This window comes from Acidocella sp. (assembly GCF_035535915.1).
In the GTDB taxonomy this organism is placed as follows: Bacteria; Pseudomonadota; Alphaproteobacteria; order Acetobacterales; family Acetobacteraceae; genus Acidocella.
The window spans coordinates 1-13,757 of sequence record NZ_DATLPB010000095.1 but is presented as its reverse complement, the minus strand read 5'-3'; the positions used below and the strand labels follow the sequence as shown (position 1 = coordinate 13,757).

At 63.5% G+C, this 13,757-nt stretch carries 14 protein-coding genes; 9 read left to right on the top strand and 5 right to left on the bottom strand.

The genetic code is table 11. From position 1 onward, the window contains the following. Nucleotides 1–74 precede the first annotated feature (74 nt). On the bottom strand, nucleotides 75–827 hold the full coding sequence (locus VNC39_RS12560; RefSeq protein WP_325399714.1) for a gamma-glutamyl-gamma-aminobutyrate hydrolase family protein: 753 nt from the start codon (nucleotides 825–827) through the stop codon (nucleotides 75–77). Nucleotides 828–958: 131 nt separating this feature from the next. Here VNC39_RS12560 and hisB point away from each other — a divergent pair, with 131 nt between their 5' ends. The 7 genes from hisB (at nucleotide 959) to VNC39_RS12525 (ending at nucleotide 5,147) form a co-directional block, all read left to right on the top strand. Next, nucleotides 959–1,549 (top strand): imidazoleglycerol-phosphate dehydratase HisB, encoded by a 591-nt coding sequence (gene hisB, locus VNC39_RS12555; RefSeq protein ID WP_325399713.1) that lies wholly within the window; start codon nucleotides 959–961, stop codon nucleotides 1,547–1,549. 13 nt (nucleotides 1,550–1,562) lie between these two features. Then, the gene (gene hisH, locus VNC39_RS12550) at nucleotides 1,563–2,198 is read left to right on the top strand and encodes an imidazole glycerol phosphate synthase subunit HisH (protein WP_325399711.1); all 636 of its coding nucleotides are present in this window, start codon (nucleotides 1,563–1,565) and stop codon (nucleotides 2,196–2,198) included. A gap of 70 nt (nucleotides 2,199–2,268) precedes the next feature. After that, a complete protein-coding gene (locus VNC39_RS12545; protein ID WP_325399709.1) occupies nucleotides 2,269–2,814 on the top strand; it encodes a GNAT family N-acetyltransferase in 546 nt (181 codons plus the stop codon). Beyond that, nucleotides 2,811–3,542, top strand: coding sequence for a 1-(5-phosphoribosyl)-5-[(5-phosphoribosylamino)methylideneamino]imidazole-4-carboxamide isomerase (gene hisA / locus VNC39_RS12540; RefSeq protein ID WP_325399707.1), 732 nt, complete (start codon nucleotides 2,811–2,813; stop codon nucleotides 3,540–3,542). The genes VNC39_RS12545 and hisA overlap by 4 nt, the downstream gene beginning before the upstream one ends. Next, nucleotides 3,536–4,336 carry an imidazole glycerol phosphate synthase subunit HisF gene (gene hisF, locus VNC39_RS12535; protein ID WP_325399705.1) on the top strand — a complete coding sequence of 267 codons (801 nt, stop codon included), beginning with the start codon at nucleotides 3,536–3,538 and terminating at the stop codon, nucleotides 4,334–4,336. The genes hisA and hisF overlap by 7 nt, the downstream gene beginning before the upstream one ends. Next, complete coding sequence (locus VNC39_RS12530) at nucleotides 4,329–4,688, top strand: phosphoribosyl-ATP diphosphatase (RefSeq protein ID WP_325399703.1); 360 nt, start codon at nucleotides 4,329–4,331, stop codon at nucleotides 4,686–4,688. Before hisF ends, VNC39_RS12530 begins: the two co-directional genes overlap by 8 nt. Nucleotides 4,689–4,781: 93 nt before the next feature. Next, nucleotides 4,782–5,147: a histidine triad nucleotide-binding protein gene (locus tag VNC39_RS12525; protein WP_325399701.1), complete on the top strand. Its 366-nt coding sequence runs from the start codon at nucleotides 4,782–4,784 to the stop codon at nucleotides 5,145–5,147. A 147-nt stretch (nucleotides 5,148–5,294) separates the two neighbouring features. Here the strand turns inward: VNC39_RS12525 and VNC39_RS12520 are convergent, their stop codons facing one another. Then, the gene (locus VNC39_RS12520) at nucleotides 5,295–6,512 is read right to left on the bottom strand and encodes a polyhydroxyalkanoate depolymerase (RefSeq protein ID WP_325399699.1); all 1,218 of its coding nucleotides are present in this window, start codon (nucleotides 6,510–6,512) and stop codon (nucleotides 5,295–5,297) included. 140 nt (nucleotides 6,513–6,652) lie between these two features. Here VNC39_RS12520 and VNC39_RS12515 point away from each other — a divergent pair, with 140 nt between their 5' ends. After that, nucleotides 6,653–7,309 (top strand): glutathione S-transferase family protein, encoded by a 657-nt coding sequence (locus tag VNC39_RS12515; protein WP_325399697.1) that lies wholly within the window; start codon nucleotides 6,653–6,655, stop codon nucleotides 7,307–7,309. A 77-nt stretch (nucleotides 7,310–7,386) separates the two neighbouring features. Here the strand turns inward: VNC39_RS12515 and VNC39_RS12510 are convergent, their stop codons facing one another. The 3 genes from VNC39_RS12510 to VNC39_RS12500 all read right to left on the bottom strand — a co-directional run bounded on the left by VNC39_RS12510 (nucleotide 7,387) and on the right by VNC39_RS12500 (nucleotide 12,166). Then, a complete protein-coding gene (locus tag VNC39_RS12510; RefSeq protein ID WP_325399694.1) occupies nucleotides 7,387–7,830 on the bottom strand; it encodes a cupin domain-containing protein in 444 nt (147 codons plus the stop codon). A 276-nt stretch (nucleotides 7,831–8,106) separates the two neighbouring features. Next, nucleotides 8,107–10,503: an FtsK/SpoIIIE family DNA translocase gene (locus tag VNC39_RS12505; RefSeq protein WP_325399692.1), complete on the bottom strand. Its 2,397-nt coding sequence runs from the start codon at nucleotides 10,501–10,503 to the stop codon at nucleotides 8,107–8,109. A 292-nt stretch (nucleotides 10,504–10,795) separates the two neighbouring features. Continuing rightward, nucleotides 10,796–12,166, bottom strand: a complete 1,371-nt coding sequence (locus VNC39_RS12500; protein WP_325399690.1) for an ammonium transporter — start codon at nucleotides 12,164–12,166, stop codon at nucleotides 10,796–10,798. 285 nt (nucleotides 12,167–12,451) lie between these two features. Here VNC39_RS12500 and VNC39_RS12495 point away from each other — a divergent pair, with 285 nt between their 5' ends. Then, nucleotides 12,452–13,639 carry a UbiH/UbiF/VisC/COQ6 family ubiquinone biosynthesis hydroxylase gene (locus VNC39_RS12495; protein WP_325399688.1) on the top strand — a complete coding sequence of 396 codons (1,188 nt, stop codon included), beginning with the start codon at nucleotides 12,452–12,454 and terminating at the stop codon, nucleotides 13,637–13,639. Nucleotides 13,640–13,757: the final 118 nt, after the last annotated feature.

Below are 13,757 nucleotides of genomic sequence, written 5' to 3'. Positions count from 1 at the left end.
GGCAAGCCCGTCACCAAAACCGAGGGCGACTCCGTGGCGGAATGTGACAGTTTGTCACTGGGGATGCACACCCCTCAAGCCGTGACCTTCTTGACCACGCGCCGATACTCGTCACAGGCCTGCCCGAACGCCTCGAACAACCGCTTGCGGTCGACAAAATGCGTGACCTCCCATTCCGGATGCCATTGCACCGCAATAGCGAAACTGCTCGCCCCCTCGACGCGCAGCGCCTCGATGGTGCCGTCGGGCGCCCGCGCCTCGACCACCAGGCCGGCGGCGAGCTGGTCGATCCCCTGCCCGTGCAGGGAATTCACGCGAATGGTCTCCGCGCCGGAAATCCGCGCCAGTTCCCCGGAGAGGGTTACATCGTGCTTCAGGCTGAACATCTGCTCGCGCGTTCCCTCGCCGGCGCGATGATCCATGCGGCCCGGCACCTTGTGGACCTCCTGAAACAACGTGCCGCCCAGAGCCACGTTGAGTTCCTGCATGCCGCGGCAGATCCCCAGGATCGGCATGCCGCGATCGAGCGCGGCGCGGATCAAGGGCAATGTCGTGGCGTCGCGCGCTGGGTCGTGGAGGTCCGGCGTCGCGTCGAAATCGGCCCCGTAGCACATCGGCGCCACGTTGGAGGGGCTGCCGTTGAGCATGAGGCCATCCAGCCGGTCGAGCAGCGCGCCCATCGCCGCGCCTTCCGGCGGAATGAGGATGGGAATGGCATTCGCCGCGGCGATGAGGGCGGCACCGTACCGCGCCGGGGTGGCATGCTGGATATAGTGATTGACCAGTTTCGTGCAGGCGGGGATTCCAACGACGCAAGGGCCGACCATATTCTTTAAGCTCCATCAACACGACTTTTATGGCGAGGCCACGGGCCGGCCACAAGGCTGCCGCGCGCCGGTATACGCCCCACGTCCCCGCGCCGCTTCAATTTTCGGCGGCGCTGATGTAGGCCGGTATTATGACACGCAGATCCGAACTGAGCCGCAAAACCTCCGAGACCGACATCCTGATCCGCCTGAACCTGGATGGGACCGGGGCGACCAAAATCGCCACCGGGGTCGGGTTTTTCGACCATATGCTGACCGCCTTCGGGCGCCACGGGATGTTCGACCTGGAAATCGAGGCCAAGGGCGATTTGCATATCGACGCGCATCACACGGTCGAGGATGTCGGCATCGTGCTGGGCCAGGCGCTCGGCCATGCGGTCGGCGACAAGCGGGGCATCACCCGATTCGGCCAGGCCAGCATCCCGATGGATGAGGCGCTGGTGGACGCGGCGATCGACCTTTCGGGCCGCGCCTATCTGGGCTGGCAGGTGAATTTCGAACGGCCGATGCTCGGCACCATGGACACGCAGCTGGTCGAGGAATTTTTCCGCGCTTTGGCCGGCAACGGGTTGTTCACGCTGCATCTGCGCCAGTTGGCCGGCACCAATGCGCATCACGTGGCGGAAGCCGCGTTCAAGGCCGCGGCGCGGGCGCTGCGCATGGCGGTCGCGGTGGACCCGCGCAGCGCCGGCCAAATCCCCTCGACCAAAGGCTCCCTGTGATGCGGCGCGCGCTATGCTGGTAGCCGTCGTCGATTACGGCAGCGGCAATCTCGCCTCGGCCGCGCGGGGGCTCTCGCTTGCGGCCGAACAGCTTGGGCTGACGGCCGACATACGCATCACGGCCGACCCTGACCTGGTCGGGCGGGCGGACCGGATTGTCCTGCCCGGCCAGGGCGCGTTCGCCGACTGCGCCGCCGGCCTTGCGGGCGTCACCGGGTTGAAGGAGGCGATGATGCGCCGGGTGGCCGAAGGGGCCCCGTTTCTGGGCATCTGCGTCGGCATGCAGCTCATGGCGGAGCGCGGCCTGGAGTTCGGCGTGACCGAAGGGTTCGGGTGGGTCTCGGGCGAGATTGCCCCCCTGCCGGCGGGCGATCTGCGCCTGCCCCATATGGGCTGGAACGAGCTCACCTTCACCGCCGACTCGCACCCGCTTCTGGCCGGCCTGAAGCCGGGCGACCACGCTTATTTCGTGCATTCCTTTGCACTGGCTGGGAGCCGGCCCGAGCAGGTTCTGGCCACGACTGAATATGGCGGCAAGGTCGTCGCCATGGTGGCGGCGGGAAATTGCGCCGGCACGCAGTTCCATGTGGAAAAAAGCCAACAGGTCGGCTTAAGAATTCTCGGTAATTTCTTGCGCTGGTCTCCCTAGGCATGAGAGCTTAGCAAACTGTCATGCCCGGTACCTTGATCAGCCCTCCCACACGCGCGAATAGGCAGCGGTGAATTACGACCTGCCCCCACCCACCACCTTGACCGCCGAACGCATCGAGCGTTTCGACGACGATGCCGACGTGCACGCGCTGGCAGAAGCCGCGACGGCGGCGATCCTGGATGGCGGCGGTTTCGGCTGGGTGAAGCCGCCGAAGGCCGCTTTGCTCGAGCAGTATTTCCGCGGTGTTTTGCTGGTGCCGGAGCGCATGCTCATCGTCGGCCGCATGGACGGCGTGATCTATGGCGCGGTGCAGCTGCATCGCCCCTCACGGAACAACGAGGCGCAGGCGGTCTCGGCGCATCTGATGCACCATTTCGTGGCGCCTTACGCGCGCGGCCATGGCTTGGCGCGGCTGATCATCCAGCGCGCCGAGGAGCATGCCAGGTCGCTCGGCTACAGGGTGCTGAACCTGGACGTGCGCGAAACACAACAAGCCGCCATCGCTTTGTTCGAGGCCGCCGGTTTCGTACGCTGGGGAACCCATCCGGCCTATGCGCGGGTGAAGGGCGAGACCGTGCGCGGACATTTCTATTATAAGTTGCTGCAAAAATGACACTGACCTTATTTCCGGCCATCGATCTGAAAGACGGCGCTTGCGTGCGCCTGCAGCGCGGGGAGATGGACCGCGCCACCATCTATGGCGAGGACCCCGCGGCGCAGGCCAAAGCCTGGCAGGCGGCGGGCTTCTCCTGGGTCCATGTGGTCGATTTGAACGGCGCCTTTGCCGGCAAGACGGCGAACGGCCCGGCGGTGAAGGCGATTCTGGACGCGGTGAACATTCCGGTGCAGCTCGGCGGCGGCATTCGCGATCTCGGCGCGGTGGAAAGCTGGCTGGAAGCCGGCGTGTCGCGCGTGATCCTGGGCAGCGCCGCCGCCAAAAACCCCGGCCTCGTCATCGAAGCCGCGAAAAAATTCCCCGGCCGCGTGGTCGTAGGCATCGACGCCAAAAGCGGCATGGTGGCGACCGAAGGCTGGGCCGAGACCTCCAGCCTCAAAGCCACGGAACTGGCCCAGCGCCTGGAAAATGCCGGCATTTCCGCGATCATCTACACCGATATCGCGCGGGATGGGATGAAAACCGGGCTCAACCTCGCGGAGACGACCGCTTTGGCTCGGGCGGTCAGCCTGCCGGTTATCGCCTCCGGCGGCGTCGCGGGGATCGCCGACATCCTTGCCCTGAAGGACGCCGCGCGGACCCAAAAGAACCTCGCCGGGACGATTCTCGGCCGCGCTTTGTATGACGGCAGCTTAAGCCCGGCGGAAGCGCTCGCCGCATGCTGAAACTGCGCGTGATCCCCTGCCTCGACGTCAAGGACGGGCGGGTCGTGAAGGGGGTGAATTTCGTCTCGTTGCGCGACGCCGGGGACCCGGTGGAACAGGCGGTGGTCTATGACGCCGCCGGCGCCGACGAGCTGACCTTCCTCGACATCACCGCCAGCAGCGACAACCGCGACACGATCCTCGACGTCGTCTCCCGCACGGCCGAAAAAGTGTTCCTGCCTTTGACCGTGGGCGGCGGCATCCGCAGCGTGGCGGATATAAGGCGGCTGCTCCTGGCGGGCGCGGACAAATGCAGCATCAATTCCGCGGCCATCAGCCGGCCCGAACTGGTTAGCGAAGCGGCGCAGAAATTCGGCAGCCAGTGCGTGGTGGTGGCGATCGACGCGCGCATGGTCTCACCCGGCAAATGGGAGGTCTTTTCCCATGGCGGGCGGATGAATACCGGCCTGGACGTGCTCGAATGGGCGCAACGCATGGAAGCCTCCGGCGCGGGCGAACTATTGGTCACCTCCATGGACCGGGACGGCACCGGCAAAGGCTTCGACCTGGCCCTGCTCAAGGCCATCTGCGCCAAAATCCGCTTGCCTGTCGTGGCCTCCGGCGGCGTCGGCAGCCTGCAGCATTTCGTCGAGGGCGCCGAGGCCGGCGCCACCGGGCTGCTGGCGGCCAGCGTCTTCCATTTCGGCCAGTTTTCCATCGCCGAGGTCAAACAGGCCTTGCTCGCGGCGCACCTGCCCGTGCGCCCGCCTGTAACGACGAATTCGGCGCCCATAACAGCAGGTGATCATGGCTGAAAAAATCGAACCGGCCGCTTCAACGGCAAGCTTGGATGCCCGCGTGCTCGACCGGCTCTGGGCCACCGTGCTGTCGCGCAAGGATGCCTCCCCCGACGAGAGCCACTCGGCGCGCCTGCTCTCGCGCGGCACTGCCAAGGTCGCGCAGAAATTCGGCGAAGAAGCTGTGGAATGCCTGATCGAAGCCGTCGCCGGCCGGCCGGACGCCCTGGTCTCGGAAAGCGCCGACGTGCTGTACCATCTGATGGTCCTGTGGGTCGCTGCCGGCGTGCGGCCGGACCAGGTCTGGACCGAGCTGGCGCGGCGCGAAGGCGTGAGCGGCATCGCCGAAAAGGCGGCTCGCCAGAAGTAAGCAAGCGGCCGCTTTTTAAAAAAAGCGGCGCAAAAATTTTTGTTTATGCTGGGACTGGGGCAGCGAAACCTGCACAGCGAAAGGGGACGAAATATGGCCACCTATGACGACAACAATATTTTCGCCCGCATCCTGCGCGGCGAAATTCCCTGCCAGCGCCTCTATGAAGACGAGTTCGCCCTCGCCTTCCCCGACATAAAGCCGCAAGCACCTTGCCACGTGCTGGTGATCCCGAAAGGCAAATATGTGTCGGCCACGGATTTCGGCGCCAAGGCCAAGCCTGAAGAAATCACCGGCTTTTACCGGGCGGTTTCCCTGGTCGCGGAAAAACTGGGCGTGGCCGAAAGCGGCTATCGCCTGATCGCCAACGCCGGCCCCGACAGCCGGCAGGAAGTGCCGCATTTCCACGTGCATATTCTCGGCGGGCATCGGCTGGGCGCCATGCTCGTCGCGCCGTAAGTAAGAAAGCAGCCGCTTTTTAAAAAAAAGCGGCGCAAAAATTTTTGTTATGCTGGGCCATGGGCGTTGTCGCCGACACAGCCCATGGCCCAGCATAAATAAAGTTTTTTTGCTACTTTTTGTTCACAAAAAGTAGCGCTTCCTTGCTTACGCGCTGAACTGGATCACCTCGCGCACCCGCGGGTAGATTTCCTTGACCCAGCGCGATCCGGAAAAGACGCCGTAATGGCCGACTCCCGTCTGCACGTGATGGCGCTTGAGCGCCGGACGGAGATTGGTGCACAGGTCCAGCGCCGCGGCGGTTTGCCCGAGGCCGCAAATATCGTCGCGCTCGCCTTCGATGGTGAACAGGAAGGTCTTCTGGATCATATCCGGCCGCACCGCGCGGCCATGATAGGTCAGTTCCCCCTTGGGCAGCTCATGATCCATGAAAATGCGCTTGACGGTCTCGAGGTAGAACTCGGCCGGCAGATCCATGACCGCGAGATATTCGTCATAGAACGCGCGGTGCATTTCCGCGGTCGCCTTGTCGCCGGCCGCCAGCGAGCGGAACTGCCGGAAATGCGCGCCGATATGTTTTTCGAGATTCATCGAGACGAACGCCGAAAGCTGGACGAAGCCTGGATAGACCTGCCGCCCGGCGCCGCGGAACCGCCACGGAACGGTGCTGATCATACGGTCCTCGAACCAGGAAAGGTCCTTGCTCTTGGCCAGCTCGTTCACTCTGGTGGGATTGCGGCGCGTATCGATGGGGCCGGCCATCAGCGTCATGCTGCGTGGCGTCGCCTCGTGGTTGTCCTCGGACATGACGGCGACGGCGGCCAAAACGGCCACCGCAGGTTGGCAGATGCCCAGCACATGGCTGCGCGGGCCCAGAAACTCCAGGAATTTGATGACATGGTCGATATATTCGTCGAACCCGAAGCGCCCCGCCTCCATCGGCACATCCCGGGCATTATGCCAGTCCGTGATGTAAACATCATGATCCCGCAGCATCGTTTCCGCCGTGCTGCGCAGCAAGGTGGCAAAATGGCCCGACATCGGCGCCACCAGCAGCACCTTAGGCTGCGGGCGGTCGGTGTCTTTTTTGAAATGGATCAGGCTCGCAAAGGGAGTCTCGAGAACGATTTCGTCCGTGACGCTGACCAGCTTATTGCCGACCGTGACGTCGTTGAGTTCGTATGCGGGGCGCTTATGGGTGGTGCCCGAATTGCCGAACACGTCGAGCGCCGCCGTGACATGGCGCATCAGGACGCCATAGGGCTGGGTGGGCGTGACGCATCTCAACAACGTGCTGCTATGCCGGGCCATCATTCGCAGCGGGTCCAGAACGTCCGTCTGGGCTTGGTAGAGGTCGTAAATCATCGTTCAGTCCCTTAGGCGAATATGGTATCGCCGAGTCCCCGTAATAAGATTTCTCACGCCAGTGTGCCGCTCGTCTAGTCCAAGAAAAGCGGTATACTCATAAGACAAAAGCAGTATATTCATAAAACAAAGGCGCGATCATGACAGAAGCGACCCTGCTGATTAGTAGCAAAAACTATTCTTCTTGGTCGTTGCGCGGCTATTTGCTGGCAAAGCTGTCCGGCATCGACTTCGTCGAAGAGAAAGTCTCGCCGGATGACGCGCGCGCCCGGCAGGAACTGCTGATGCGCACCTCGTCGATTCTCGTGCCCTGCCTGATTCACGGGGAGGTTTCGGTCTGGGACACGCTGGCGATCGCCGAGTATCTGAACGAAGTGTTTCCCGACGCGCAGATGCTGCCGCGTGAAAAAGTGGCGCGGGCGCGGTGCCGGTCGATATCCGGCGAAATGCATTCCGGCTTTGCCGCCTTGCGCGCCTCGCTGCCGATGAATTTGCGCGCCCACAAGCGCGGCTTCACCGTCTGGTCGTCCGCCCAGGCGGACATCGACCGCATCACCTCGATCTGGCGGGACTGCCTGACGAGTTGGAAGGGGCCGTTCCTGTTCGGCAAGGCGCCGACGATCGCCGATGCGATGTACGCGCCGGTCGTGACCCGCTTCCTGAGCTATGACGTCACGGTCGGCCCAGCCTGCCAGGATTACTGCGACACCATCATGAACTGGGAGCCGATGCAGCGATGGGTCGCTGAAGCCAAGCGCGAGCCCCAGGAAATCATCGAACTCGACATGGATTTCTGAGCGGGAGATTTCTAAGCGGGGCGCGACCTGCCGTGGCAGCCGGCCTAAAGGCCGATCCGCCTCATGGTTCCGGCGCCCTATTTCGGTAACTCGGCCCATGGCGTCGGTGCCGGTACAATGCAGGGCGCCTCGGCATCGACGGTCTTGAAATCGGCCGGGGAGATGATTTCGAGATATTCCATATCGGGCGAATAATCGAACAGATAATGCACGATGCCGGGCCGCTGGTGAACGCAGTCCCCGGCGGCGACCAGATGTTCCTGGTCGCCATACATGAAGCGGGCCCACCCCTTTTGCATGAGGACGATGTGGAAATCCGCGACGTGCCGGTGCCACCCCGTCCCTTGCTCGGGCGGGCGATCAGGATTGGCCCTGACGAGCTGACACAGCACGCGCCCGCCGGTCGCCCCGGCCACGCCCAAATCGCGATATAGGAAGAAATCTCGCAACCCATCGCTGCGCCACGGCGTGTCACCGGGCCGGACGTGCGAAAACTGATTCACCGCCATTTTGTCGAGCATAGGTTGTGCTCCCCCCGAAGGGCCATCTAGAATTTATTGCACGAATCCGCATTTTTAGCCAGATTTATTTTGCGCCGCAACACGATTTTAGGAAACTATTCCTTAATCATTTGTTAGGTGCACAACCGGCTCAGACAGAAAGTGGCCGCTTTTTGAAAAAAGCGGCACCAAAAACTTTTGTTTACGCTGGGGCATGGGCGTTGGCGCCGACACAGCCTGAAGCCCAGCATAACAAAGTTTTTTTGCTACTTTTTGTTCACAAAAAGTAGCGCTTACTTACTCTTCCCGCTCCGTGCGAACCAGCACGTCACGTTTGCCCACATGGTTTGCCGGGCTCACGACGCCCTCTTTCTCCATCTGCTCGATCAGCTTGGCGGCGCGGTTGTAGCCGATCTGCAAGTGCCGCTGAATGAACGACGTGCTCGCCTTGCCCTCACGGGCGACGAGGGCGACGGCCTGGTCGTACAGCGCGTTTTCACCATTGGTGTTGCCGCCGATCGCCCCGGAAATCGTCGGCGTCTCGTCCTCGACCGGCTCGGTCACTTCATCGAGGTAAGCCGGCTCGCCCTGCTCGCGCAGGAAGGCGACCACCGCCTCGACCTCCTGGTCGGACACGAAAGGCCCGTGAACGCGGGTGATGCGCCCGCCGCCCGCCATGTACAGCAGGTCGCCTTGGCCGAGCAGCTGCTCCGCGCCCTGCTCGCCAAGAATCGTCCGGCTGTCGAATTTCGAGATCACCTGGAAGCTGATGCGGGTCGGGAAATTCGCCTTGATCGTACCGGTGATGACGTCGACCGAGGGGCGCTGGGTCGCCATGATCACGTGAATCCCGGCGGCGCGGGCCATCTGCGCCAGACGCTGAACGGCGATTTCGATTTCCTTGCCGGCCACCATCATGAGGTCCGCCATCTCGTCGATGAACACCACGATGAAGGGCAGAGGTTCGAGCGCCAGAGGCTGGTCTTCGAACACCGGCTTGCCGGTTTCCGAATCGAAGCCGGTCTGCACGCGCCGTGTCACCACCTCGCCGCGGCTGCGCGCCTCGTTCACGCGGTCGTTATACCCGGCGATGTTGCGCACCGCGAGCTGGCTCATGGAGCGGTAGCGCCGCTCCATCTCGCGCACCACCCATTTGAGCGCCGCCACCGCCTTGGCCGGCTCGGTGACGACCGGGGCCATGAGATGCGGGATGCCGTCATACACCGAGAGTTCGAGCATTTTCGGGTCGATGAGGATCAGGCGGCATTGTTCGGGCGAGAGCCGGAACAGCAGGCTCATGATCATGGCATTGACACCAACCGATTTGCCGGACCCGGTGGTGCCGGCGATCAGCAGATGCGGCATCCGCGCCAGATCGGCGAGCACCGGGGCGCCGGAAATATCCTTGCCGAGCGCGAGCGTCAGCTTCGAGCTTTGCTTTTCCCAGGTCTCGGCGCCGAGCAGCTCGGACAGATAGACCGTTTCCCGTTTCGCGTTCGGCACCTCGATGCCGATCACGTTGCGGCCCGAGACCGTGGCGATGCGCACGGCGACCACCGAAAGCGAGCGGGCGATATCGTCGGCCAGCCCGACGACGCGGGCCGAACGGATGCCAGGCGCGGGCTCCAGCTCATACAACGTAACCACGGGGCCCGGGCGGATCTCAACGATCTTGCCCTGCACGCCGTAATCCTGAAGGACATTCTCCAGCAGGCGCGCATTGTTCTCCAGCGCCTCCGGCGAGGGGCCGGTGCTGTTGCGCGGCGGTGCCGTGCGCAGCAGATCGAGCGAGGGGAAATTCCAGCCGGCTTCGAGCAAGGGCAGCATTTCCTGGCGCGGCGGCGCCTTCTTGGGCGGCAGCGTGGCCTTGATCGCCGGCATGCTCCGCGCCTGGGGCGTCGGCATCGCCGGCATCACCGGCGCGTCATCATCCTCGTCCAGCCGGCCGGGCGGCACGGCGGGAACCCAGGCCCGCCCCGGCGCCTCCTCGGCACGCTCCGACACGCTTTGCAGCAGAGGCGTGATCCAGGAGGACACCGCCTCCGCGCCGCGCCGGCTGTGGCTCACCGACGCCTTGGCGACAACCGCGGCCTTGCGCCCGCCCGAGCGCCATTCGCCGGGCGTGAAGCCCAGCGCGAATCCGAAACTCCCCAGCGCCAGAACCAGCGTCAGCAGCAGCATCAGGCCGCTGCCGACTTTCCCCAGGCCGGAATTGCCCAAACTGACAAACGCATGAGACAGCACGGCCCCCGCCGCGCCGCCGATTCCGGCCGGCACGGGCCAGCCGACGGATGGCCCGGGGATGATGGTCAGGGCCATGGCCAAAGCCGTGGCCAACAAGGGCATCGACAAGCCGGCCGAAAAGATTCGGCTCTTCAGATGGCCAACCGCGCCGCGGCTGCCCAAACGGTAGCTCCAGGCCAGCAGAACCAAAGGCGGGATCAGCCCGGCCGCGCCGAACCCCTGCAGCACCAGGTCCGCGAGAATCGCCCCCACCGGGCCCGCGAGATTCGTCACCGGTGAATCGCTCGCCGTGTCGAAGGACGGATCATGGGGATTGTAGGAGATCAGCGCCAGCAGCACCGCCAAGCCGACCAGTGCGCAGCAAACCGCTGAAAGCTCTGAAATCCGGCGGCGGAGCTGCGCCCGGATTGCTGGAGAGACGAACCGTCGGGCTTCGAAATTTACCGCCATGGCCGACGTTATACGTTGGAGGTACCTGATTTCAAAATACATTCGTGGCCCAAAGCCCGGCCGCCAGGCTGCCGAACTCATGACGAATCGTTCACGCACAAATGGAAACAGCGCCTCGCGGCGCTGTTTCTCTGTTTAGACGGATGGGGGACGGCGTTAGAGCGCGATGACTTTAAGTCGAACCATTCATGGTTCGGCTTAAAGTCTGAATCGCCCTCTAACTTATTTATCTAAAGGCGGATTCAGATTTTAGAGCGGATCGCTACGCGATTCGATCTAAAATCATCCGACTCTAGTCGCCCATCACCGGGATCTTCTGGCCGTCGGCGAAGATCGCGTAGGCTTCTTCACCATGGACGGCGTCGTCGCCGATCATCATGACCTCGTCATTCGCGCGCAGCGGCACGAACAAGCCGATGATCTTGAGAAGGACAAACGTGCCGACCACGTTGATGGCGATGATGAAAGCCGCGCCGTAGATCTGCAGCAGCACCTGATGCGGATTGCCGAAGGCGGCACCGGTGACGCTCACCGAGCTGTCCTTACCCGTGCCGAAATATTCGATCATGCCGGGATCGGCCAGGATGCCGGTGCCGATACCGCCGACAAGGGCCGCCACGCCGTGCGTGTGGAACACGCCGAGCGTATCGTCGACCTTGCGGAACAGCCAGGTCTTGCCGAGCCAGTTCCAGGTCATCCAGGGCAGGACGCCAGCCGCGAGCCCGAGGACAATCGCCTCGCCGCCATTGATATAGCCCGCTGCCGGGGTGATGGCGACGAGACCGGCAATCATGCCATTCACCGCGCCCAGCACGGAGGGCTTGTTGTAGGCGATCACGTCCAGCACGGTCCAGGACAACAGAGCCGCTGCCGCCGCCACGTTGGTGTTCAGCACGGCCGCACCGGCATCGGCGTTGGCGAAATATGGGTCGCCGCCGTTGAAGCCGTCCCAGCCCAGCCACAGAATGCCGGCGCCCACCAGGGTGATCAGCAGGCTGTTCGGCTGGAAGTTTTCGCGGTCACGCGCCAGACGCGGGCCGATCATGGCCGCGGCGGTGAAGCCGGACGCGGCGGCGGTGAGGTGAATCACGTACCCGCCGGAATAGTCGACCACGCCCATGGAACCCAGCCAGCCGCCAGCCCAGAGCGAGAACGCGCCGATCGGGTAAACGACGCTGATCCACACGGGAACGAAAATCATCCAGGCCTTGAAATTCATGCGGCCGAGGATGGAGCCCTGCATAATGATCACCGTGATGGCGGCGAACACGAACTGGAAGAACACCATTGTGGCCATCGGGAAGCCGAGAGGCGGCATGCCGCCGGCGGCGGAGGGAACGATCGCTTCCTTGGTCTCGTTCCAGGCGGACGTAATCTGCCCCGGATGGCCGAGGAACCCGCCACCACCGGTCCCAGGCATCACCAGCCAGGGTTTGCCGAAGGACATATTATAGGCCCAGAGAACCCATACCAGCAGCACCGCCGCAAAGGCGTAGAACGCCATGAAGGCGGAGTTGATCGCCCATTTTTTCTTGACGATGCCGCCGTATAGCACCACCAGGCCCGGCACGCTCTGCAGGCCAACCAACGTTGCCGCCGTAAGCTGCCAAGCGTTATCGCCTGTATCAAGCCAGCTGCCCGGTAGCGCGGGAACTATTGCCATTGTTACGTCTCCATAATGCCACAACCGCGTGTTCAGGCTTTGCGCACAAAGCCTAGCGGTGTCGGTTGCAAAGCATCTTCCGTGCCAATCTTATGCAATCTTTATTTGGGGCAAAGAACGGATTGCCTACCGTTCATGCTGCCGGAGCGCTCAATCAACGATCAGAATCTGATTATTTATTAAGCGCACATCTCCATCTGGCGTGCCTCGTCGCTGCGGAAAATTTCACCCCGCATGGCGGCCGGAAACTTGGCGCGGCTGCCTTGCTCTGCCACATAGGGCCGCATGCAGAGTCACCATGACATCGCGATTATCGGCGCCGGTCCCGTGGGCGGGGCCCTTGCCTGCGCCCTGGCGGCATGCGGCCGCACTGTGGCTCTGGTCGACAAAGCCGCGTTGCCGCCGATGGAGCACCCGGATTTCGACGGCCGCGCCTATGCGATTGCCGCCGGCTCCAAACGCCTGCTCGACGCGGCCGGATTATGGGACGCCCTGCCCTTCCCACCCTGCCCGATCCTGGACATCGACGTCACGGACGGAAAGGCCGGGCGCCGGGCTTCGCCCCTGCGTCTGCATTTCGATCACCGCGCGGTCGGCGATGACCCGTTCGGCTGGATCATCGAAGCACGGTCATTGCGTGTCGCCCTCAACCGCCGCGTGCATGAGCAGGAAAACATCCGGCTCCGCGCACCGGCCCAGGCAAGCGTGACGCGGCACAGCGCCGGCGTGCGCGTCAGCCTCGAGAGCGGTGAGATCATCGAGGCCCGCCTCGTGGTGGCGGCCGACGGGCGCAACAGCACCTTGCGGGCCCAGGCGGGGATTCCCGTCACCCGGCTGGTCTATGGCCAATCGGCCGTGGTGTGCGCCGTGGCCCATGAAAAGCCGCATCGGGGCGTGGCGCTCGAGCATTTCCTGCCCGGCGGCCCGTTCGCCCAGTTGCCCATGAGCGGCAATGCGCAGCACGAACATCTCTCCGCCATCGTGTTCACTGACCGCAGCGAAATCGTGAACCGCCTCGGTCTGCTCGATGATGCGCGCTTTACGCGGGAAGTGGCCAAGCGGCTCGGCGACCATCTCGGCGCCGTGACCCTGGTGGGGCGGCGCTGGACCTATCCGCTCTCGGCCATGCATGCGGCACGCTATTTCGATACAAGGCTGGCTTTGATCGGCGACGCCGCGCACGGGGTGCACCCGATCGCCGGGCAAGGGCTGAATCTCGGGCTGCAGGATGCGTTGGCCCTGGTCGATCTGCTCGCCGATGCGCCCGACCCGGGCGACCCGGCGCTCCTGGCCGCCTATCAGGCGGCGCGACGCCCCGCCAACCTGATGATGCTGGCCGCCACCGACGCGCTGGACCGGCTGTTTTCCACCAACAACCCGGCCATCCGGCTGGTGCGCGACCTCGGCCTCGCCGCGGTCGACCGCATGCCGCGGCTGAAACGGCGTTTCATGCTGACGGCGATGGGAAGGTAAGCAAGTGCTTCTTTTTTGAAAAAAAGAAGCAAAAAACTTTTGTTATGCCGGGTCATGGGCTGTGTCAGCGCCAACGCCCATGGCCCAGCATAACAAAAGTTTTTGCGGCGCTTTTTTC

Excerpts from the sequence above, each read along its gene's own strand:
- VNC39_RS12520 (WP_325399699.1), bottom strand. The coding sequence starts at position 6,512 with ATGATTTACGACCTCTACCAAGCCCAGACGGACGTTCTGGACCCGCTG.
- VNC39_RS12500 (WP_325399690.1), bottom strand. The coding sequence starts at position 12,166 with ATGGCAATAGTTCCCGCGCTACCGGGCAGCTGGCTTGATACAGGCGAT.
- VNC39_RS12495 (WP_325399688.1), top strand. The coding sequence starts at position 12,452 with ATGCAGAGTCACCATGACATCGCGATTATCGGCGCCGGTCCCGTGGGC.
- VNC39_RS12505 (WP_325399692.1), bottom strand. The coding sequence starts at position 10,503 with ATGGCGGTAAATTTCGAAGCCCGACGGTTCGTCTCTCCAGCAATCCGG.
- VNC39_RS12525 (WP_325399701.1), top strand. The coding sequence starts at position 4,782 with ATGGCCACCTATGACGACAACAATATTTTCGCCCGCATCCTGCGCGGC.
- VNC39_RS12515 (WP_325399697.1), top strand. The coding sequence starts at position 6,653 with ATGACAGAAGCGACCCTGCTGATTAGTAGCAAAAACTATTCTTCTTGG.
- hisF (WP_325399705.1), top strand. The coding sequence starts at position 3,536 with ATGCTGAAACTGCGCGTGATCCCCTGCCTCGACGTCAAGGACGGGCGG.
- hisH (WP_325399711.1), top strand. The coding sequence starts at position 1,563 with ATGCTGGTAGCCGTCGTCGATTACGGCAGCGGCAATCTCGCCTCGGCC.
- VNC39_RS12530 (WP_325399703.1), top strand. The coding sequence starts at position 4,329 with ATGGCTGAAAAAATCGAACCGGCCGCTTCAACGGCAAGCTTGGATGCC.
- VNC39_RS12510 (WP_325399694.1), bottom strand. The coding sequence starts at position 7,830 with ATGCTCGACAAAATGGCGGTGAATCAGTTTTCGCACGTCCGGCCCGGT.
- hisB (WP_325399713.1), top strand. The coding sequence starts at position 959 with ATGACACGCAGATCCGAACTGAGCCGCAAAACCTCCGAGACCGACATC.
- hisA (WP_325399707.1), top strand. The coding sequence starts at position 2,811 with ATGACACTGACCTTATTTCCGGCCATCGATCTGAAAGACGGCGCTTGC.
- VNC39_RS12560 (WP_325399714.1), bottom strand. The coding sequence starts at position 827 with ATGGTCGGCCCTTGCGTCGTTGGAATCCCCGCCTGCACGAAACTGGTC.